Origin of the sequence: Cryobacterium sp. Y62, assembly GCF_002929785.1 — a bacterium.
Classification (GTDB): domain Bacteria; phylum Actinomycetota; class Actinomycetes; order Actinomycetales; family Microbacteriaceae; genus Cryobacterium.
Map to the genome: position 1 here is coordinate 1 of NZ_PJJK01000097.1, position 19363 is coordinate 19363.

The window sequence follows — 19363 nt, forward strand, 5'->3', positions numbered from 1 at the left end:
GCCGACAAACCCACCAAGAATGACCGCCTCGAACTAGCCGCCTAAACTCCCACTGGTCTCATCCGCCTTGACAAGTTCCGGATCGGCGAAGAACGCGTGCAGCTTCCCCCAGCGGCACTCGCGATTCTGCGCGCTCTGGTGCGGGCGCGCGGAGCGGTCGTCTCCCGCGAAGACCTCGCGTTGGCCGGCTACTTCGACGATCACGCGATGGAGGTGTCGCTCAGCCGCCTGCGGCAGACCCTCGGCGTGCCCGGGCTGGTCGCGACCGTGGTCAAGCGCGGTTACCGGCTCAACGTGTAGCCGCCCGGCAGACAAGTGCCGGTGCGCTCCCATTCGGCCGACGAATCGAACAAACGAGTGCGTACCGGCAGTGGCACGGATATCAGTCTTAGGTGCGGTCGGGTTCGACAGCGCCGGTTTCAACAGCACCGGTTTCAACAGCGCCGGTTTCAACGGCACCGGTTTCTGTAGCGGATGCCGCGGCATCCGTTTCAGGGTCCAGATCGGCCGCGTCTTCGGGCAGTTCTTCGAGCAGCCCGGGCGGCGGCGTGATCGTGACCACACCGTTCTTGACGTCGACGCTCGGCACGATGGCCTTGACGAACGGGATCATGACGTCGCCGGTGGGCGTCTTCACGATCAGCAGATCTTGCGCGGGCATGTGCTCGAGGCGACCGATGGTACCGATGCGCACACCGTCACGCATGACGGCGAGCCCGACCAGCTGGTGGTCGTACCAGGCGTCTTCTTCTTCCGACTGCTCGGCGATGTCCGCGTCGATCCAAAGGATCGCCTTGGCGAGCGTTTCTGCCGCGCTGCGGTCGACAACATCCTTGAAAAAACCGACCGCGTGCTGGTTGTACCAGCGCAGCTCGACGAGTTCAATCGTCTTGCCGTGCCAGGCCGAACCGGTCGGAACCTGCAGGGTGAACACGGCGCCCGGGACGAAACGTCGTCCCGGGTCATCCGTGAACAGTTCAAGCTTGATTGCTCCCTTGAGGCCATGAGCCTTGGTCAGGCGCCCCACCCGCAATTGCTGGGTGCGGTCCTTCTCGCTGTCGGACACCGTCGCGTCGTTCACTGCACTAGAAATCGGTGTCGACGACGTCGACGCGTACGCGTCGACCGTCGGCCAGAGCCGCAACGAGGGTGCGCAGAGCCTTGGCGGTGCGACCGGCACGACCAATGACCCGGCCGAGATCCTCGGGGTTCACCCGAACCTCGAGCACCTCGCCTCTGGCAGAGTTCTTTTCTGCAACGTGCACGTCGTCTGGGTGATCAACGATCCCCTTGACGAGGTGTTCGAGCGCGGGAGCAAGCAACAGTTACGCCTCTTCGGTTGCTTCGGCAGCAACCTCGGGGGCCTTGGTGACCGGCTTCTCAGCCTTGGGCTTGAGAACCGGCTTCTTCTTCTCGTCAGCGACGAAAGCGACCTTCGGTTCCTTCACCTTGACGGTGCTCTTGGCGTTCTTGTCGCCCTTGAAGATGCCCCAGTCGCCCGTGAGCTTGAGGAGTGCAGCAACCTGCTCGGTCGGCTGAGCGCCGACGCTCAGCCAGTACTGCGCACGCTCGGACTTGACCTCGATAACCGAGGGCTCCTCCGTGGGGTGGTAGATGCCGATTTCTTCGATGACACGACCGTCGCGCTTGGTGCGCGCGTCGGCAACGACAATGCGGTAATACGGTGCACGGATCTTGCCCATGCGCTTCAGACGGATTTTGACAGCCACAATTCTCCAGTGTTAATTCGTTGTTTGGCGAACCTTGGGCCGTGAGCGTGGGGGCACACTCGGCATAAGCTCTATAGGATCACGTTGCACCGAGATAGAGGGTCGGGCACAACGGATCGCGACTAATCATTCTGTCAGAGATTGCTTACATTGTGATAATCGAACCTTGACGACTTTTACCGGCCCACCCAAGGAGCCCCCGTGCCACTGGAATTCGCCCGATCCGCCCGCTCCACCGTGGGCATCGAGTGGGAGGTCGCCCTCGTCGACCGCGAGACCGGGGATCTGGTCAATATCGCCGACGAGGTGCTCGACGCCCTGCGCAGCACCGACGGCTCGGCCCACCCGACGATCACCGGGGAGCTGCTGCTCAACACGGTCGAGCTCGTTTCGGGCGTGCACAACACCGTCAGAAATGCGGTGGCAGATGTCGCCGGCCAGCTCGGTGAGGTGCGCCGGGTACTTTCGGGACGCGAGGTGGACGTGATCTGCAGCGGATCGCATCCGTTTGCGCAATGGTTCGACCAGACCATCACCGACAAAGCCCGATATCACAAGCTCATCGACCGCACCCAGTGGTGGGGCCGCAACATGATGATCTGGGGAATCCACGTGCACGTCGGCATCGAGGACAAGGCCAAGGTCATTCCGATCATGAACGGTCTACTCACCTACGTGCCGCACCTGCAGGCGCTGAGCGCGTCGAGCCCGTTCTGGGCCGGCGTCGACACCGGGTATGCGAGCAACCGCTCACTCATGTTCCAGCAGCTGCCGACCGCCGGACTACCCTGGGACCTAACTGACTGGGAGGCGTGGGAGCGCTACGTCGACGACATGGCGGTGACGGGAATCATCGAGGACGTCACCGAGGTGCGCTGGGATATTCGCCCCTCGCCGCGCTGGGGCACGATCGAGATTCGAGTCTGCGACGGCGTCTCGACCACCGTAGAGCTCGGCGCGATCGCCGCGTTCATCCAGTGCCTGGTCGAGTGGATGTCCACCCGCCTCGACGCGGGCGAAGTCGTTCCGCGCATGCAGTCGTGGTTCGTGCGCGAAAACAAATGGCGGGCCGCCCGCTACGGGCTCGACGCTGAGATCATCCTCGATGCTCTCGGCACCGAGTGTCTGGTAACGGATGATGTGCGTCGCCTGATTGAGACCCTTTCCCCCGTCGCCGAGCGGCTCGGCTGCCTGCCCGAGCTACTCGGACTGCACCGCATCATCGACGAGGGCGGCAGCTATCAGCGCCAGCTCGCGGTCGCCGCCGCTCAGGGTGGCAGCCTGCCGACGGTGGTTGCGGCGCTCAGCCACGAGCTGGCCGAGGGGCTCGGAAATTAGCATGGCACAGCGTTAACGAGCCGTTCCTGGCCCCGGCGGTCCGAGTGCGGAGAAGACCTGCTCATCGTGCGGTCGACAACTCCAGTCGCGCGCGAAGTGAGCGCGCGACTGGAGTTGGTGAAGTCCTGCTCGGACGCGTGCCGAAACCGCGCAGTCACCGCGACCGACCTCCGGCTGGAAGAATCGATCAGCACGTTGCTCGCTGCCCGGGTGCAGACCATCACGATCTGTTTGTCCGAAGCGGCGACGGCGGTCGGGGACGAGAAATAGCGCGATCTCATGGAACCGGCCAGACGAGCCGCAGGCAGGGTATCTGCTCAAATGCAGGTCAGGCGTTCTTGCTGTCACGCCAGGTGAGCCAGTCGGCGGCCTTGCCGAGGTCGTAGTCGGGGCCGGAGATTCCGACGGTGAAGAGGCGGGTGCCTAGGTCGTAGAGCGCGTCCGCGTCATCCACCGTGCGTCCGCGCAGTTCGGTGGAGATCTCGATCTCGGTCATATCGCGGCCGACCTCGTCACACCAGGCGCTGAGCACGCCGAGCTTGTGCTCGAGCACCTCGGGGTTGGAAAACGAGTGCCAGATGTTGGCGTGCTGGGCGACGATGCGCAGGGTCTTCTTTTCGCCGCTGCCACCGATGAGCACGGGAATGTCGCGGGTGGGCGGCGGGTTGAGCCTGGCCCAGCGAGCTTCAATGCGGTTGAGGCTGGCATCGAGCGCATTCAGGCGGGTACCGGGAGTGCCGAACTCGTAGCCGTACTCCTGGTAGTCCCGCTCGAACCAGCCGGCGCCGGTGCCGAAGATGAAGCGTCCACCGCTGATGTGGTCGATCGTGCGCGCCATGTCGGCCTGCAGGTCGGCGTTGCGGTAGCTGTTGCAGTTGACCAGGGCACCGAATTCGATCGTCGTCGTCTGCTCGGCCCAGGCGGCGAGGATGGTCCACGACTCGAAGTGCAGGCCGTCGAGCTCACCGCTCAGCGGAAAGAAGTGGTCCCAGTTGAAGGCGATGTCGAAGCCTCGGGCCTCGACCTCGGTGAGGGTACCGCGAATTTTGGAGTACTCGGCGTGCTGCGGAGCGATCTGAACGCCGATGCGCACGTTGTGGTCCGTCGTCGAAGTCATGCGACCAGCCTAGGACTACACCCGGTTGGGACCCCAACGCCAAAATTCAGCGGGGGTTCCCAGCCGGCCGGTTTCGACGTCGCGCCGCTCTGCTCCCTCTTTGTGCGACCGGGCCCGGGGCTTCCCCGGCCTACCGCACACTGTTCACCGAGCGGATGCTACCGCCCGAGCATTTTCTGCAGCGCGGCCATTTCTTCTTCGGTGGGGCCGCCGGCCTTGCCTTTGCCAGGCTGGGCGCCGGAGCCGAGGCCGAAACCGGAGCCGGCGGCATCCGCTTTCACAGACTCACCGGCGGGCTTGACGCCCGAGGCAATCGCGGCGTTCTCGGCGGCACGCTTGGCTGGATTACCCGACTTGGAGCCCTTCTTCTTGGCCACCTGCTTGGGCTTGCCGCCGTAGCCGGCACCGGGAATCGGACCCATGCCTGGGATGTTTGGCACGCCGCCCTTGGCGACGGTCTTCATCATCTTGGCGGCCTGTTCGAAGCGCTGCACGAGCTGGTTCACCTCGGTGACGGTCATGCCCGAACCCTTGGCGATGCGCATGCGGCGCGATCCGTTGAGCAGTTTCGGGGTGGTGCGCTCAAGTTTGGTCATCGACTGGATGATGGCCTCGGTGCGCACGATCTCGCGCTCGTCGAAGTTCTCCAGCTGTGCCTTCATGGCGCCGGCGCCGGGCAGCATACTCATCATCTTCTTGATCGAACCCATGTTGCGCAGCTGCTGCATCTGGCCGAGGAAGTCGTCGAGCGTGAAGGAGTCGGTCGCGAACTTCTCGGCGACCTTGCGGGCCTCGTCTTCGTCGAACGCACCCTGCGCCTGCTCGATCAGGGTGAGGATGTCACCGAGGTCAAGGATGCGGCCGGCCATGCGGTCGGGGTGGAAGGGCTCGAAGTCGTCGAGCCCCTCACCAGTGGAGGCGAACATGATCGGGCGTCCCGTCAGCGAAGCGACCGAGAGGGCGGCGCCACCGCGGGCATCGCCGTCGAGCTTGGTCAGCACGACGCCGGTGAAGTCGACGCCGTCCTGAAAGGCCTTGGCCGTGGCGACGGCGTCCTGGCCGATCATGGCGTCGATAACGAAGAGCACCTCGTCGGGGTCGATCGCCTTACGAATGTTGGCGGCCTGCTTCATGAGCTCCGCATCGACGCCGAGGCGTCCGGCGGTGTCGACGATGACGACGTCGTGCACCTTCTGCAGGGCATACTTCACGCCGTCGCGGGCGACCTTGACCGGGTCGCCAACTCCGTTGCCGGGTTCGGGCGCATAGACGGCGACACCGGCCTGTTTGGCAACCACCTCGAGCTGGGTGACGGCGTTGGGGCGCTGTAGGTCGGCGGCAACAAGCAGCGGGGTGTGGCCGTCTTTGGCGAGCCACTTGGCGAGCTTGCCGGCGAGGGTGGTCTTACCGGCACCCTGCAGGCCCGCGAGCATGATGATGGTCGGCGGCTTCTTGGCGAATTCCAGCCTGCGCTGCTCGCCTCCGAGAATCGTGATGAGCTCGTCATTGACGATCTGCACGACCTGCTGCGCCGGGTTCAGCGCCTTACTGACCTCGTCGCCGAGGGCGCGCTGACGCACCTTGCCGGTGAAATCCTTGACGACCTCAAGAGCGACGTCGGCGTCGAGCAAGGCGCGACGAATCTCACGAACGGTGCCATCGACATCCGCTGCGCTGAGCTTGCCTTTGGTGCGGAGGTTTTTGAACGTCTCGGCAAGACGATCTGAGAGGTTTCCAAAAGTTGCCATGATGCGTTTAGTTTAACCGGTGGCCGCTGCTACTTCGAAACGGATGCTGAGGCGCGGTTGTGTCGAATTCGGGCAAGCGTTAGTTCTGCGCCGCCACGCTCGGTGCGATCAGCCGCTCGACCGCACAAACGACGTTCGCTCGACGAGCAGCGATTGCCGCCACGTCCGGAACGCCGCCGTGCGTGAGCACTGCCCCGGGCTCGTGTACCCAGGCCGAGGCAATGCCAAAAATGAGTGTCATGAGCTGAGCCGGTTGCCAGCAAGCATCGACCCGACCGGCAGTCTGCGCCAAGCGGATGCGCCGCACCTGTTCGTCCCGATAGCCGAGCATGACTTCGAGGGCCGGCAGCCAGGAGCCATCGGTTTCGAGGCGGGCCCAGTCGATCATGCGCAGGTGGTCGTGGTGCCGAATACCGTGATCGAACAGGGCTCCGGCAAAGGCGGGCACGTCGTTGTCGGTGAGCACGGCGTCGCTCGCGAACTCGCGCAGGTTAAGTTCCAGCACGTCGAGAAAGAGCTGCTGCTTGTCGGAGTAGTAGGCGTAGAGCCGCTCTTTGCTCGCCGAAGCACTCCGGGCGATCCGGTCGATGCGCGCCCCGGCCAGGCCGAAAGCGGCAAATTCCGTGCGTGCCGCCTCGAGAATGCGGGTCTGGGGGTCTGCTCCGTCGCGTGCCATACCCCGACTATAGCCAAAAATTCATATAAAACGAACTAGTTCGTTCGGTTTTGCCGATAAGATTGCAGGCATGTCGACCCCACCCCGCAGCACAGTCACGCCCGGTACCGTTCCGCCCGAATCAGCACACACGACCGAACCCAGTACCGCGTCGCCCACGTCGGCGACAGCGGCATCCGCTTCGCTGACGGGCACGCCCAACCCGCGCCGCTGGTGGCTGCTCGCCATCGTCGCGCTTGCGCAGCTCACCGTCGTGCTCGACGGCACCATCGTGAACATCGCACTCCCCCAGGCACAGCTCGCGCTCGGCATGAGCGATGGCGACCGCACCTGGGTCGTCACCCTCTACTCGCTCGTGTTCGGAGCGCTGCTGCTGCTCGGCGGACGCATCGCCGATTTCTGGGGCCGCAAGCGTTCCTTCATCGTGGGGATGGCCGGGTTCGCCATCGCCTCAGCCCTCGGCGGCGCCGCCCAGAGCACCTGGGAGTTGCTCGCCGCCCGCGGCTTGCAGGGACTGTTCGCAGCACTCCTCGCCCCGGCATCCCTCGCCTTGCTCACGGTGAACTTTCCCGGCGGCAAAGACCGGATCAAGGCCTTCGCCGTCTATGGCGCGATCGCCGGAGGCGGCGCGGCCGTCGGACTCATTCTCGGCGGCGTGCTCACCGAGTATGCGAGCTGGCGCTGGTGCCTCTACGTGAACGTGCCGATCGCCATCGTCGCGATTGCGGCCGCGATCCCGGTCGTTCGTGAGAGCAAAGCACACGGCAACACCCGATATGACGTGCCAGGGGCTATTCTCGTGGCGTTCGGTCTGGGATCCCTGGTCTTCGGCTTTGCGCAAGCCGAGAATGGCTGGGGAAGCTGGCCCGTGCTGGTCTGCCTCCCGTTCGGACTGGTGCTGCTGGCACTGTTCGTAGTTGTGGAAAACCGGTCCAATCATCCGCTGCTGCCGCTGCGCATTATGGCCAACAAGGTGCGCGGTGGAGCCTTTCTCACGGCGTTGCTTTCGGGGGCCGCATTGCTCGGCGGGCTGCTGTTTCTCACCCTGTACTTTCAGATTGTGCTCGGATACACCCCGATTCAGTCCGGTCTGGCTTCGCTGCCAATGACCGTGACGATCATGATCGGGGCTGGCATGCTGTCGAAGTTTCTGGCCAGCACCGGCGTGCGCCTTCCGATGATCGTCGGACCGATTGTCGGCGCGGTCGGGCTGCTCTGGATGACTCAGATCACGGTGGGCGGTAATTATGTACTCGAGGTATTGCCCGGACTGATTCTGCTCGGCATTGGGCTCTCGATGATCTTCGTGCCCCTGCAAAACGTGGCGCTCTCGGGAATCGCAGAACACGATGCCGGGGCGGCGAGCGCGGCGGTGACGGCGATGCAGCAGATCGGCGGATCGCTTGGAACTGCCCTGTTCACCGCGCTCTACACCGCTGCGGTGAGCTCATACCTGATCGGCAAGGTGCCCTCGCAGGCCGTGCAGTTCGGTGCTCTCGTGAGCGGATACCAGTCCACCTTCCTGTGGGCGGCGATCATTATGTTCGCGGCGGCGCCCATCGCCTTCTTCCTGGTGCGCCTGCGCAAGGAAGACCTGCTTGGCTCGAGCGCAGCGGCGCACCTCGGGTAGCCTGCGCACTCCGGGCCCAACCGAGGAAACCGGGCCCATGCCCGGTCGAATTACCTGTCCAGGGCTACCAGAACGGTGTCGCCGTGCACGTCGATCGTGACGACGAGCAGGCCGTCGGTGTCGTCGGGGCTGATGGCGTATTCGAGCACCGCGAAGTGCGCTTCGCTGCCGTTGTGATGCGGGTGAAAACCGATGCGCTGCAAGCGCAACGAACGCAGAAAGTCGATCTGCTGGTCGCCGGAATCCCAGATGATGGCATTCTCGATCGCCTCCTGGTCCATCTCCTCGAGCTGCTCCGCGATGTATTGGATGGTCACCGAGACCTCGGCCGACAGGTCGGCGACGAGGGACTCACGCACCTGAGAATCCAGGTCTTCCATCGACCCGATCATGGCCGCAGCGATATCAAGGGCCTCGGCGGTCACCGAATCTTCGTCGGGCGAGCTCAGGTCGATCTCGACGCTCTGGTCGCCGAGTTCGACGGATTCCGACCAGTAGACCTCTCCTTCGTCTTCGTCGCCGAGAATTCCGAAGAAATCGTGTTCGATGCTCATAGTGCTCCTCTAAAATTTGTCATCAGCCGACGAGTTTTTGCGCGAACACGTGCGGGGTGAAACCGGTGAGGTCATTGATACCCTCGCCCTGGCCGACCAGCTTGATCGGAATGCCGGTTTTTTCCTGCACGGCGAGCACGAAACCGCCGCGTGCTGAGCCGTCGAGTTTGGTCAGCACGAGGCCGGTCACACCGGCATGCTCGATGAAGGCTTCAGCCTGGGCAAGCCCGTTCTGGCCGGTCGTCGCATCGAGTACGAGCAGCACCTCGGCGATCGGTCCCTGCTTTTCGACGACCCGGCGAATCTTGGTGAGTTCGTCCATCAGCCCGCCCTTGGTCTGCAGCCGCCCGGCGGTGTCGATGAGCACAATCTCGATGCCCTCGTTCTTCGCCTTCTCGACGGTCTGAAAGGCGACGGATGCCGGATCCTGGCCGGTCATCTGCGGCTTCACGATCTGCGCCCCGGCTCGTTCGGCCCAGGTTGCCAACTGTTCGACGGCCCCGGCCCGAAAAGTGTCGGCCGCACCGATCACGACGCTCCGGCCGTAGGTGTGCAAAAACTTCGCGAACTTACCGATCGTCGTGGTCTTGCCGACGCCATTGACGCCGACAACGAGCACAACTGCCGGCCGTTCGGAGAGAGTCAGGGTGGAGTCGAGAACGGCGAGGCGCTCTTCGATGCCTTCGCGCAGCATCCGCTGTAAATCGGCCGGGTCGGTCGTGTTGTATTTGGCGACCTTGGCGCGCAGGTCTGCGATGACCGACTCGGTGACGTTCGGGCCGAAATCGGCCTGCAGCAGGGCGTCCTCGAGGTCGTCCCAGGTCTGCGCGTCGATGGTCTTCTTCGTGAACATTCCGCGCAGTGCGCCGGAGAGGGACCAGGGAGTGCGTTCAGCCATGTCCCTAGCCTAAGGGGGTGGCACGGCCTTGCGCGCGATGAGAAGCGAGCGTGTGCTGTGCCAGGCAAGCGGATGCCGGCGGCACCTTGCGCAGGCCTGCGCCGGCCGGTGCTTGCGCCGAGCACCCGCAACCTGTGTGACGCCGCGTGACAGTGTGTGACCGTGCGTGACCCCTCCCCGCAATATTGCGCGCGCAGCGCAGTAGCGTAAACGTCGTTGCCCTGCTGATTTCGGGGCGGCGCCGCAAACCGAGGGAGCCGATGTGCCGAACGAAACCGAGACGGTGCAGACCGTTACAACCGGGGCCGAGACCGCGCCGGCAACGATCAAGCTGCCAGCGGTCCGCCCACCGCGTCCTTCTACCCGTCCCAACGGTCAGTGGAAGATTGACGGAACCGAACCGCTCAACGGCAACGAGGTGTGGAAGCAGGTCGACAACGGCCTCGCAGTGCGTGGCCGCATCGAGCAGATCTATTCCAAGCAGGGCTTCGACTCCATTGACGGCACCGACCTGCACGGACGTTTTCGCTGGTGGGGCCTGTATACCCAGCGCAAGCCCGGCATCGACGGCGGCAAGACCGCAACCCTCGAGCCGGAAGAGCTTGAAGACCGCTACTTCATGCTGCGCGTGCGCATCGACGGCGGCCAGCTCACTACCGAACAAGCCCGCGTGATCGGTGAGGTCTCCCGTGACTTCGGTCGTGACACCGCCGACATCACCGATCGGCAGAACGTACAGCTGCACTGGATCCAGATCGAGGACATGCCCGAAATCTGGCGCCGCCTCGAAGCGGTCGGCCTTGAAACCACCCAGGCCTGCGGCGACGTGCCGCGCGTGTTCCTCGGCTCCCCCGTAGCCGGCATTGCCGCCGACGAATTGATCGACCCGACCGAGGCTATCCAGGAGATCGCACGCAAGTATCTCGGCACCGACGAATTCGCCAACCTGCCGCGCAAATTCAAGACCGCCATCACCGGCCACCCCAGCCAGGACGTCGTGCACGAGATCAATGACATCGGCCTCGTCGCCGTCGAGCATCCCGAGTTGGGCATCGGTTACGACCTGTGGGTCGGTGGCGCCCTGAGCACCACCCCCCGCCTAGCCGAACGCCTCGGAGCCTTCGTCGCAGCAGACCGGGTGTCCGAGGTCTGGCGCGGCGTCGCCTCCATCTTTCGGGACTACGGCTACCGCCGCCTGCGCGGCAAGGCACGCCTTAAATTTCTGCTCGCCGAATGGGGCACCGAGAAATTCCGTCGCATTCTCGAAGACGAATACCTCGGCTACACCCTGCCCGACGGCCCCGCTGCACCACGCCCGAAGACGCAGGGCGACCACATCGGCGTGCACAGACAGAAGGACGGCCGCTTCTACATCGGCGTGGCCCCGTTCGTCGGCCGTATCTCCGGCCAGACTCTCATCCGCCTCGCCGACCTGCTCGAAGCCCACGGCTCGAGGCGACTGCGAACGACCCCGCACCAGAAGATCGTGGTGCTCGACGTGGCCGAGGAGCACGTGGAACCACTCATCGCGGCCCTCGACGAGCTCGGGCTAGCGGCCCGGCCGAGCTTGTTCCGCCGTTCCACCGTGGCGTGCACCGGCATTGAATTCTGCAAGCTCGCCATCGTCGAAACGAAGCAGACGGCAACGGATGCCATCCTCGAACTCGAAAAACGCCTCGCCGACATCGATGCCCCGCACCCGATCACCCTGCACGTGAACGGATGCCCCAACTCCTGCGCCCGTATCCAGACCGCGGACATCGGGCTCAAGGGCCAGCTGCTGCCCGACGGCAACGGTGGCTCCACCCCCGGCTTCCAGGTACACCTCGGCGGCGGCCTCACCTCGCCCGATCGCGACGAAGCGGGCCTCGGCCGCACTGTGCGCGGCCTCAAGGTCACCGCCGACAACCTCGCCGACTATGTCGAGAGCCTCGTGCGACGCTTTCTGGCGGCCCGCACTAACGATGAAACCTTTGCCCAGTGGGCGCACCGCGCCGACGAGGAGGACCTCAAATGAGCGCCATCAATCTGAACGCGCGCACTCTTAAAAGCGGTGCCGGGGCATCCGCTGCACCTGATCTGCCGCCGCGCCGGCCTGCTGCCGAGCTGCGCGCCCTCGCCGAGCAAGGCTCAGCCGAACTGGCGGCAGCGGCCAACGGCCGTGAGGCCACCGCCGCGGAGGTCGTCGCGTGGGTCGCCCGCAACTTCGGTGCCGCCAGTGTCGCTGTCGCCTGCTCCATGGCCGACGCGGTGCTGCCCGAGATCGTTTCGCAGCAGCTACCCGGCGTCGACGTGCTCTTTCTGGATACCGGCTACCACTTCGCCGAAACCTATGAGACCCGCGACGCGGTAGCCGCCGCCCTGCCGGTGACGGTCGTGGACGTGCTGCCGCTCAGCACTGTGCCGGAACAAGACACCCTGCACGGCGCCGAGCTGTTCAATCGCGATGCCACCGCCTGCTGCGCGATGCGCAAGGTCGAGCCGTTGCAGCGTTCCCTTGGCGGTTATGAACTGTGGTTCACCGGCGTGCGCCGCGACGAAGCACCCACCCGCGCCAACACGCCGCTGGTGACCTGGGACGAACGCAACGGCCTGGTCAAGGTGAACCCGGTCGCCGCCTGGAGCTACAACGAACTGATGGACTATGCCGTCGAACACCATGTTCCGGTGAACGTGTTGCTTTCCCAGGGCTACCCCTCCATCGGCTGTGCCCCCTGCACCCAGCCCGTTGCGGCGGGCGCTGATCCCCGTTCCGGCCGTTGGGCCACCCTCGAGAAGACAGAATGCGGGCTCCACCTATGACTGCCACGCCTGCACACCGCCTCTCCGAACTCGACGTGCTCGAGAGCGAAGCAATCCACATCATTCGTGAGGTCGTCGCCGAGTTCGAACGCCCCGTGCTGATGTTCAGTGGCGGCAAGGACTCCGTCGTCGTGCTGCACCTCGCCGCGAAGGCGTTCTGGCCGGGCAAGATTCCGTTCTCGCTGCTGCACGTCGACACCGGCCACAACTTTCCGGAGGTACTCGAGTTTCGCGACAGAACCGTCGCCGCGCACGGTGTGCGCCTCACCGTCGCCAAGGTCGAAGATTACGTGGCCGACGGCCGTCTCGCTGAACGCGCTGACGGTACCCGCAACCCACTGCAGACCCTGCCGCTGCTCGACGCGATCGCGGCAGGCCGGCACGATGCTGTCTTCGGCGGCGCCCGCCGCGACGAGGACAAGGCCCGCGCCAAGGAGCGCATTCTCTCGCTGCGCGATGAATTCGGCCAGTGGGACCCGCGCAACCAGCGCCCCGAACTGTGGAACCTCTACAACGGCCGCCACACCGTCGGCCAGCACGTGCGCGCCTTCCCGATCAGCAACTGGACCGAACTCAACGTCTGGCGTTACATCGAACGCGAAAACATCGAGCTGCCCACGCTGTACTACGCCCACCAGCGTGAGGTGTACCGCCGCGACAACATGTGGCGCACGGTCAGCTCGGTCAGCCTGCCCCGCGCCGACGAAACCGTCGAAACACGCACAGTGCGCTACCGCACGGTGGGCGATATGAGCTGCACCGGCGCGGTCGACTCGACCGCGGCATCCGTTGCCGACGTTGTGCGCGAAGTCGGCGTTTCCACTATCACCGAGCGCGGCGCCACCCGCGCCGACGACCGCATCTCTGAGGCCGCTATGGAAGATCGCAAGAAAGAAGGCTACTTCTGATGCGCGCGCCCCTCGCTGCGGTCGGCGTCGCCTTGGCCGCGACACTGCTGCTGAGCGGATGCTCCAGCGCGGCCTCCGCCACCGGGCCAGCCCTGGAACTGCGCCTCGGCTACTTCGACAACCTCACCCATGCCCCGGCTCTGGTCGGCATCGAGCAGGGTTTCTTCGCCGACGCCCTCGGCGAGACGACCCTGACTGCCCAGGCTTTTGGGGCCGGTCCGGCCGCGATCGAAGCGCTCAGCGCCGGTGCGATCGATGCCGCTTATGTCGGTCCGAGCCCGGCCATGAACACCTTTGTGCAGAGCGCCGGGCAGAGCGCGGTGATTGTGGCCGGTGCCACCATCGGCGGTGCCGCCCTGGTCGTGCGCGACGGCATCGACTCCCCCGCCGATCTCGGCGGCACGACTCTCGCCTCGCCGCAGCTGGGTAACACCCAGGATGTCGCCCTGCGGTCCTGGCTCGAGGATGAGGGTTACGAGACCAGCACGACCGGTGGCGGCGACGTGACGGTCACCCCGACCGACAACGCCCGCGCGCTCACCCTGCTGCAAAGCGGGCAGATCGACGGCGCGTGGCTGCCCGAACCGTGGGTATCTCGTCTGGTGCTCGAAGCGGATGCGCACGTGCTCGTCGAAGAATCAGACCTGTGGCCGAATGGCGAATTTCCCACGACCGTGCTGCTCGTCGGCGCCGATTTCAACCGTGACCACCCGGAAACGGTGCGGGCGCTGCTGCAGGGACACACGGCATCCGTTGCCTGGCTGAACGGGCACCAGAACGAGGCGGCCGCCGTGATCAACGACAAGCTGACCGCCGACACCGGCAAGCCCCTCGCCGACGCGGTCATCGACCGCGCTTTGGGCGGCCTGCACTTCACCAATGACCCCCTGGCCGGCACTTTTGAGGTCTCGCTGCAGAAAGCGGTCGCCGCCGGCATCGCCAAAGACGGCGACCTCACTGGCCTATTTGACCTGACCCAGCTCAACGGCGTTCTCGCCGCAGCGGGAGGCGCGCCTGTTTCGGCCGCCGGACTCGGAACGGAGTAATCACATGACCCTCATCATTGAGCCCCAGGATCTCGGCACCGAAGCAGCCGTCGCTGCCCCCGAGGGAACCCTGTTCCGCTTCGCGACGGCCGGTTCGGTCGACGACGGCAAGTCCACCCTCGTTGGCCGGCTGCTGCACGACTCGAAGGCCATCCTCGCCGACCAGCTCGAAGCGGTCACCCGCACCTCCACCGAGCGCGGCTTCGGCGGTGAGAGCGGCGGGATCGACTTCGCCCTGCTGACCGACGGACTGCGCGCCGAACGCGAACAGGGCATCACCATTGATGTGGCCTACCGCTACTTCGCGACGCCCGCCCGCTCGTTCATTCTCGCCGACTGCCCCGGCCACGTGCAGTACACCCGCAACATGGTCACCGGCGCCACCACAGCGGATGCCGTCATCATGCTCATCGACGCCCGCAAGGGTGTGCTCGAGCAGACGCGTCGGCACCTCAGCGTCGTGGCCCTGTTGCGCGTGCCGCACGTGATCGTCGCGGTCAACAAGATCGACCTCCTCGATTACAACGAGGCCTCCTACCGTGAAGTGGAGACGAGCGTTCGCTTGGTCACCGCCGAACTCGGCCTCGGTTCTGACTCGCGTGCGGAGGTTCACGTCATTCCCGTGTCAGCTCTGGTCGGCGACAACGTCGTCGATCGCTCCGAGCGCACCCCCTGGTATGCCGGTCCGAGCCTGCTCGAACTGCTCGAAACCCTTACGGTGATCGACGACCTCGACGAAAGCGGGCGCGCCACCGAGGCGTTCCGCCTGCCGGTTCAGCTCGTGCTGCGCCCGCAGGGCGCGGTCGTCGTCACCCCCGAGCGCGCCGACTCCTACCGCGACTACCGGGCCTACGCCGGACAGGTCGCAAGCGGCAGCATCAAGGTCGGCGACACCGTGAGCGTCGAGCCCGGCGGCGGCACCAGCACCGTCACCGGAATCGACTTCGCTGGGATTGCCCTCAACGAGGCCTTCGCGCCGCAGTCCATCGCCCTGCGCCTGGCCGACAACCTCGACATTGCACGCGGCGCCGTCATCGCTGCCGCCGGCACCCTGCCGCCGGTCACCCGCACCCTTCAAGCCGATCTGTTCTGGCTCGACCCCCGCCCGCTCGCCCCGGGGGCTCGCGTGCTCCTGAAGTTCGGCACGACCATCGTGCAGGCCCTGATCAGCGAGGTCACCGGCCGCCTCGACCTCACGACCCTCGGCGTTGAACCCGCCACCAGCCTGGCCGTGAACGATATCGGGCAGGCCAGCATCCGCTTGTCGCGCGATCTGCCGGTGGAACCCTACGCGCAGAACCGTCGCTCCGGGGCGTTCCTCGTGATTCACCCGCAGGATGGCGCAACCCTGGCCGCCGGTATCGTCACCACGCCGGGCGAGCCCACCCGCGCCGGCGACGGCTCCGGTGCCGGGTCGGAAGTGTCACCGTGATCTCCCCGACCCGCGTGTCTGTCGCCCCGACCCCGACTTTGACTTCGCTCGGACCGGTCGCGATCACGATCGACGGCCTCGGCAAGCGCTACGGCACCGGTCCGCTCGTGCTCGACGACATCAACCTGTCGATCGAAGCCGGTCAGTTCGTCTGCCTGCTCGGGGCGAGTGGATGCGGCAAATCCACGCTACTGAACATTATTGCCGGCCTGGAGAAACCCACCGAGGGTGCCGTCACCGTGGCGAGTGGCAAGGCCGCCGTCATGTTCCAGGACGCTGCGCTGTTTCCGTGGCTGACCGCGGGTCGTAACGTGGAGCTGGCCCTGAAACTGCGCGGGGTGCTGCGCAAGGACCGTCGTGGCGATGCCCTCGAACTTCTCGACCTGGTCAACCTCGCCGATGCCGCCGACAAACGCCCGCACGAACTCTCCGGGGGCATGCGGCAGCGCGTCGCCCTGGCCCGTTCGCTCGCGCAGGACCGCAAGGTGCTGCTGATGGACGAACCTTTCGCCGCGCTCGACGCCATCACCCGCGACCTGCTGCACGAGGAACTCGAGCGGGTTTGGCGCCAGACCGGCCGCACGATCGTGTTCGTCACCCACAATGTGCGCGAGGCCGCCCGGCTGGGGCAGCGCATTCTGCTGATGTCATCCCGTCCCGGCCGCATCGTCAACGAGTGGACCATCAGCGACACCGGCTCGCGCCGGATCGAATCCCTCGAGGTCGCCCGCCTGGGCGACGAGATCACCGACCAGCTGCGAGAGGAGATCCGACGCAATGCCGCTTGACGCTCGAATTGACACCAATCGTGGCTCAACGACCAACGACGCGAGCCACGACGAACTGCGCCGCCTCGAAGTCGGTTTGGATTCGCTGCAGGCCGTTCCCGAAACACCCCGCGGCGCCTTTCGCCGCACCCTCGACGGTGTCCTCCCTCCGATTCTGCTACTCATCGCGCTGGTCGCGGCCTGGCAGGTCTACATTCTCATCGTCAAACCCCGACCCGACCTCACTCCATGCCCGTTAGACGTATTCGATTCCCTCGTGAGTGCCTGGTCGAGCGACCGCCTGCAACTTGCGGTAGCGACGAGCCTCGAGCGCGGCGGTCTCGGCTTTCTCATCGCCATTGCCATCGGTACCCCGATCGGGCTGCTGCTCGCGGAGTGCCGCCCGGTGCGGCGAGCCCTCGGCCCGCTGCTCTCCGGCTTGCAGGTGCTCCCGTCAGTCGCCTGGGTTCCCGCCGCGATCATGTGGTTCGGCCTCACCGACGCCACGGTGTATTTCGTCATCCTGATGGGCGCTGTCCCCTCGATCGTCAACGGGCTCGTCTCGGGCGTTGACCAGATTCCGCCGCAGCTGCGCCGCGTCGGCACGGTACTCGGCGCTTCGCGCCTGCAGATGGCGACCCTTGTAGTGTTACCCGCCGCGCTGCCCGGCTATTTCTCCGGCCTCAAGCAGGGGTGGGCCTTCGCCTGGCGATCGCTCATGGCCGCAGAGATCATCACCATGGGCGGCACGATCGGCTTCGGTCTCGGTTCGATGCTGCACCAGAGCCGCGAACTCGCCGACCTGTCCGGGGTGCTGGCCACGATCCTGGTGATTCTCTTCGTCGGAATCCTGGTGGAACTGGTGATCTTCGCCCCGATCGAGCGTCGACTGCTGCGCCGTCGTGGACTGATGGCCGCCGGCCTGCGCTGACCCGCGAGCATCCACTCTTCTTCTGTTTCATTCTGAAAGCTTGCGCCGTTGAAAGGCACACTATGATCCCTGCTTCTTCTGCCCTGCGCGTTGCCATCATCGGCGCCGGTCCGGCCGGTATTTACGCCGGCAATATTCTCAGCCGGCTCGTGCGGGAGGCCGGCCACGAGGTGGCCATCGACCTCTTCGACGCGCTGCCCGCGCCGTACGGACTCATTCGCTACGGCGTCGCCCCCGACCACCCGCGCATCAAGGGCATCGTCAAGTCGCTGCAGGAAATGCTGGACGCAGGCACCATTCGCTTCATCGGGAACGTCAGCTACGGCACCGACCTGACCCTGGCCGACCTGCGGGAGCACTATCACGCGATCATCTTCGCCACCGGCGCCATTTTGGACGCACCGCTCGTCATTCCCGGAATAGACCTGCCCGGTTCATTCGGCGCCGCCGACTTCGTCTCCTGGTACGACGGCCACCCCGACGTGCCGTTGGAGTGGCCGCTCGACGCGACCGACGTGGCCGTGATCGGCAACGGAAACGTGGCCCTTGACGTGGCCCGCATCCTCGCCAAGCACGCGGACGACCTGCTGACCACCGACATTCCTGCGTCGGTGCACGCCGGGCTGGCCGGGTCGCCGGTCACCGACGTACACGTGTTCGGCCGGCGCGGGCCATCACAGGTAAAGTTCACCCCGATCGAGCTGCGCGAGCTCAATGACATTCCCGACGTCGACCTCGTGGTCTACGCCGAGGATTTCACCCCCGATTCGCACAGCGAACAGCTCGTCGCGAGCAACAACCAGGTCAAGATCATGACCCGCACGCTAAACGGATGGCTCACCCAGGCTCCACAGGGCGCCTCGCGTCGCCTGCACCTGCATTTTCTGCACGCACCGGTCGAAGTGTATGGCGATGGACGGGTGGAAGGCATCCGTTTTGAACGCACCGAACACACTGGAGACGGCGGAGTGCGCGGCACTGGGCAGATCGTCGACTACCCGGTGCAGGCCGTGTATCGCGCGGTCGGCTACCGGGGAAGTGCGCTGCTGGAGATACCGTTCGATGCCGTGCGCGGCATCATTCCGAACGACGGCGGGCGGGTGCTCGATGCGGCCGGCGAGCCTCTGGCCGGCCTGTATGCCACCGGCTGGATCAAGCGCGGTCCGGTCGGCCTGATCGGCCACACCAAGGGCGATGCTCTGGAGACAGCGACCCGGCTCCTGGCGGATCTGCCGGGGCTGGTGGCCGCCGAAACTACTCATCAATCCTCAGAGAGGATTCTGGAATTGCTCACGGGCCGCGGCGTGGAATTCACGACCTGGACCGGCTGGCGCACCCTGGACGCGCACGAGCAGCTGCTCGGCACCCAGGATTTGGTCACTCCCGGGCGGGAGCGCGTCAAGGTGGTCTCTCGGGCTGAACAGGTCGCGATCTCTCGCACGGAAGCGTTGGTGGCCCTGTGACGTATGTGATCGCTCTTCCGTGCGTCGATGTGAAAGATCGTGCCTGCATCGACGAATGTCCGGTGGACTGCATTTATGAGGGCGAACGCTCCCTCTATATTCACCCGGACGAGTGCGTCGACTGCNACCATCTACTACGAAGACGACCTGCCCGAACAATGGGCCGACTATTACAAGGCCAATGTCGAATTCTTCGACGACCTCGGCTCCCCGGGCGGCGCAGCCAAGGTCGGCGTGCTCGCCAGAGACCACCCCGTCATCTCCGCACTGCCGCCGCAGGGGTAGCGACGCGACTGCTAAGGTCTAGCCCATGGATACGGCTC

At 65.3% G+C, this 19363-nt stretch carries 20 protein-coding genes and 1 pseudogene; 13 read left to right on the forward strand and 8 right to left on the reverse strand.

Annotation, left to right across the window (positions count from 1 at the left end):
• The first annotated feature begins 96 nt into the window (after positions 1 to 96).
• On the forward strand, positions 97 to 300 hold the full coding sequence (locus tag CXY71_RS06890; RefSeq protein ID WP_199184239.1) for a winged helix-turn-helix domain-containing protein: 204 nt from the start codon (positions 97 to 99) through the stop codon (positions 298 to 300).
• An 88-nt stretch (positions 301 to 388) separates the two neighbouring features.
• Here the strand turns inward: CXY71_RS06890 and rimM are convergent, their stop codons facing one another.
• The 3 genes from rimM to rpsP are packed head-to-tail and all read right to left on the reverse strand — an operon-like array spanning position 389 to position 1730.
• The gene (gene rimM / locus CXY71_RS06895; RefSeq protein ID WP_233198357.1) at positions 389 to 1081 is read right to left on the reverse strand and encodes a ribosome maturation factor RimM; all 693 of its coding nucleotides are present in this window, start codon (positions 1079 to 1081) and stop codon (positions 389 to 391) included.
• A gap of 4 nt (positions 1082 to 1085) precedes the next feature.
• Positions 1086 to 1322 carry an RNA-binding protein gene (locus CXY71_RS06900; RefSeq protein WP_092108900.1) on the reverse strand — a complete coding sequence of 79 codons (237 nt, stop codon included), beginning with the start codon at positions 1320 to 1322 and terminating at the stop codon, positions 1086 to 1088.
• Between the two features lie 3 nt (positions 1323 to 1325).
• The gene (gene rpsP / locus CXY71_RS06905) at positions 1326 to 1730 is read right to left on the reverse strand and encodes a 30S ribosomal protein S16 (RefSeq protein ID WP_104134920.1); all 405 of its coding nucleotides are present in this window, start codon (positions 1728 to 1730) and stop codon (positions 1326 to 1328) included.
• Between the two features lie 201 nt (positions 1731 to 1931).
• On the opposite strand from rpsP, the gene CXY71_RS06910 reads away from it, so the two are divergent.
• Positions 1932 to 3068: a glutamate--cysteine ligase gene (locus CXY71_RS06910; RefSeq protein WP_104134921.1), complete on the forward strand. Its 1137-nt coding sequence runs from the start codon at positions 1932 to 1934 to the stop codon at positions 3066 to 3068.
• Positions 3069 to 3164: 96 nt separating this feature from the next.
• Positions 3165 to 3338: a hypothetical protein gene (locus CXY71_RS21035; protein WP_158254131.1), complete on the forward strand. Its 174-nt coding sequence runs from the start codon at positions 3165 to 3167 to the stop codon at positions 3336 to 3338.
• 58 nt (positions 3339 to 3396) lie between these two features.
• Here CXY71_RS21035 and CXY71_RS06915 read toward each other — a convergent pair whose 3' ends face one another.
• The 3 genes from CXY71_RS06915 to CXY71_RS06925 form a co-directional block, all read right to left on the reverse strand.
• Positions 3397 to 4185 (reverse strand): LLM class F420-dependent oxidoreductase, encoded by a 789-nt coding sequence (locus tag CXY71_RS06915; protein WP_104134922.1) that lies wholly within the window; start codon positions 4183 to 4185, stop codon positions 3397 to 3399.
• Between the two features lie 158 nt (positions 4186 to 4343).
• A complete protein-coding gene (gene ffh, locus CXY71_RS06920; protein ID WP_104134923.1) occupies positions 4344 to 5933 on the reverse strand; it encodes a signal recognition particle protein in 1590 nt (529 codons plus the stop codon).
• Positions 5934 to 6012: 79 nt separating this feature from the next.
• The gene (locus CXY71_RS06925; protein WP_104134924.1) at positions 6013 to 6609 is read right to left on the reverse strand and encodes a TetR family transcriptional regulator; all 597 of its coding nucleotides are present in this window, start codon (positions 6607 to 6609) and stop codon (positions 6013 to 6015) included.
• Positions 6610 to 6679: 70 nt separating this feature from the next.
• Here CXY71_RS06925 and CXY71_RS06930 point away from each other — a divergent pair, with 70 nt between their 5' ends.
• Complete coding sequence (locus CXY71_RS06930; protein WP_104134925.1) at positions 6680 to 8239, forward strand: MFS transporter; 1560 nt, start codon at positions 6680 to 6682, stop codon at positions 8237 to 8239.
• Between the two features lie 50 nt (positions 8240 to 8289).
• Here CXY71_RS06930 and CXY71_RS06935 read toward each other — a convergent pair whose 3' ends face one another.
• Complete coding sequence (locus tag CXY71_RS06935) at positions 8290 to 8793, reverse strand: DUF2004 domain-containing protein (protein WP_104134926.1); 504 nt, start codon at positions 8791 to 8793, stop codon at positions 8290 to 8292.
• Between the two features lie 22 nt (positions 8794 to 8815).
• Positions 8816 to 9691, reverse strand: a complete 876-nt coding sequence (gene ftsY, locus CXY71_RS06940; RefSeq protein WP_104134927.1) for a signal recognition particle-docking protein FtsY — start codon at positions 9689 to 9691, stop codon at positions 8816 to 8818.
• Between the two features lie 325 nt (positions 9692 to 10016).
• Here ftsY and CXY71_RS06945 point away from each other — a divergent pair, with 325 nt between their 5' ends.
• From CXY71_RS06945 to fdxA, 9 genes and pseudogenes are all read left to right on the forward strand, one after another.
• Positions 10017 to 11708: a nitrite/sulfite reductase gene (locus CXY71_RS06945; protein ID WP_158253010.1), complete on the forward strand. Its 1692-nt coding sequence runs from the start codon at positions 10017 to 10019 to the stop codon at positions 11706 to 11708.
• The gene (locus CXY71_RS06950) at positions 11705 to 12493 is read left to right on the forward strand and encodes a phosphoadenylyl-sulfate reductase (RefSeq protein ID WP_104134928.1); all 789 of its coding nucleotides are present in this window, start codon (positions 11705 to 11707) and stop codon (positions 12491 to 12493) included. The genes CXY71_RS06945 and CXY71_RS06950 overlap by 4 nt, the downstream gene beginning before the upstream one ends.
• On the forward strand, positions 12490 to 13401 hold the full coding sequence (gene cysD, locus CXY71_RS06955; protein ID WP_233198355.1) for a sulfate adenylyltransferase subunit CysD: 912 nt from the start codon (positions 12490 to 12492) through the stop codon (positions 13399 to 13401). The genes CXY71_RS06950 and cysD overlap by 4 nt, the downstream gene beginning before the upstream one ends.
• Entirely contained in the window at positions 13401 to 14447 is a 1047-nt protein-coding gene (locus CXY71_RS06960) for an ABC transporter substrate-binding protein (RefSeq protein WP_104134930.1), read from the forward strand. The genes cysD and CXY71_RS06960 overlap by 1 nt, the downstream gene beginning before the upstream one ends.
• A gap of 4 nt (positions 14448 to 14451) precedes the next feature.
• On the forward strand, positions 14452 to 15879 hold the full coding sequence (locus CXY71_RS06965) for a sulfate adenylyltransferase subunit 1 (protein WP_104134931.1): 1428 nt from the start codon (positions 14452 to 14454) through the stop codon (positions 15877 to 15879).
• On the forward strand, positions 15879 to 16667 hold the full coding sequence (locus CXY71_RS06970; protein ID WP_233198368.1) for an ABC transporter ATP-binding protein: 789 nt from the start codon (positions 15879 to 15881) through the stop codon (positions 16665 to 16667). The genes CXY71_RS06965 and CXY71_RS06970 overlap by 1 nt, the downstream gene beginning before the upstream one ends.
• Positions 16657 to 17577 carry an ABC transporter permease gene (locus CXY71_RS06975; RefSeq protein ID WP_104134932.1) on the forward strand — a complete coding sequence of 307 codons (921 nt, stop codon included), beginning with the start codon at positions 16657 to 16659 and terminating at the stop codon, positions 17575 to 17577. Before CXY71_RS06970 ends, CXY71_RS06975 begins: the two co-directional genes overlap by 11 nt.
• A gap of 62 nt (positions 17578 to 17639) precedes the next feature.
• Positions 17640 to 19040 carry an FAD-dependent oxidoreductase gene (locus CXY71_RS06980; protein ID WP_104134933.1) on the forward strand — a complete coding sequence of 467 codons (1401 nt, stop codon included), beginning with the start codon at positions 17640 to 17642 and terminating at the stop codon, positions 19038 to 19040.
• Positions 19037 to 19325 (forward strand): annotated as a pseudogene (gene fdxA, locus CXY71_RS06985) (ferredoxin). Before CXY71_RS06980 ends, fdxA begins: the two are co-directional and overlap by 4 nt.
• Positions 19326 to 19363 lie beyond the last annotated feature (38 nt).

What these genes read in the sequence shown, in the direction of transcription:
- CXY71_RS06915 (WP_104134922.1), bottom strand. Translation starts at nt 4,185, where the DNA reads ATGACTTCGACGACGGACCACAACGTGCGCATCGGCGTTCAGATCGCT.
- ffh (WP_104134923.1), bottom strand. Translation starts at nt 5,933, where the DNA reads ATGGCAACTTTTGGAAACCTCTCAGATCGTCTTGCCGAGACGTTCAAA.
- CXY71_RS06925 (WP_104134924.1), bottom strand. Translation starts at nt 6,609, where the DNA reads ATGGCACGCGACGGAGCAGACCCCCAGACCCGCATTCTCGAGGCGGCA.
- CXY71_RS06930 (WP_104134925.1), top strand. Translation starts at nt 6,680, where the DNA reads ATGTCGACCCCACCCCGCAGCACAGTCACGCCCGGTACCGTTCCGCCC.
- CXY71_RS06935 (WP_104134926.1), bottom strand. Translation starts at nt 8,793, where the DNA reads ATGAGCATCGAACACGATTTCTTCGGAATTCTCGGCGACGAAGACGAA.
- ftsY (WP_104134927.1), bottom strand. Translation starts at nt 9,691, where the DNA reads ATGGCTGAACGCACTCCCTGGTCCCTCTCCGGCGCACTGCGCGGAATG.
- CXY71_RS06950 (WP_104134928.1), top strand. Translation starts at nt 11,705, where the DNA reads ATGAGCGCCATCAATCTGAACGCGCGCACTCTTAAAAGCGGTGCCGGG.
- cysD (WP_233198355.1), top strand. Translation starts at nt 12,490, where the DNA reads ATGACTGCCACGCCTGCACACCGCCTCTCCGAACTCGACGTGCTCGAG.
- CXY71_RS06960 (WP_104134930.1), top strand. Translation starts at nt 13,401, where the DNA reads ATGCGCGCGCCCCTCGCTGCGGTCGGCGTCGCCTTGGCCGCGACACTG.
- CXY71_RS06965 (WP_104134931.1), top strand. Translation starts at nt 14,452, where the DNA reads ATGACCCTCATCATTGAGCCCCAGGATCTCGGCACCGAAGCAGCCGTC.
- CXY71_RS06975 (WP_104134932.1), top strand. Translation starts at nt 16,657, where the DNA reads ATGCCGCTTGACGCTCGAATTGACACCAATCGTGGCTCAACGACCAAC.
- CXY71_RS06980 (WP_104134933.1), top strand. Translation starts at nt 17,640, where the DNA reads ATGATCCCTGCTTCTTCTGCCCTGCGCGTTGCCATCATCGGCGCCGGT.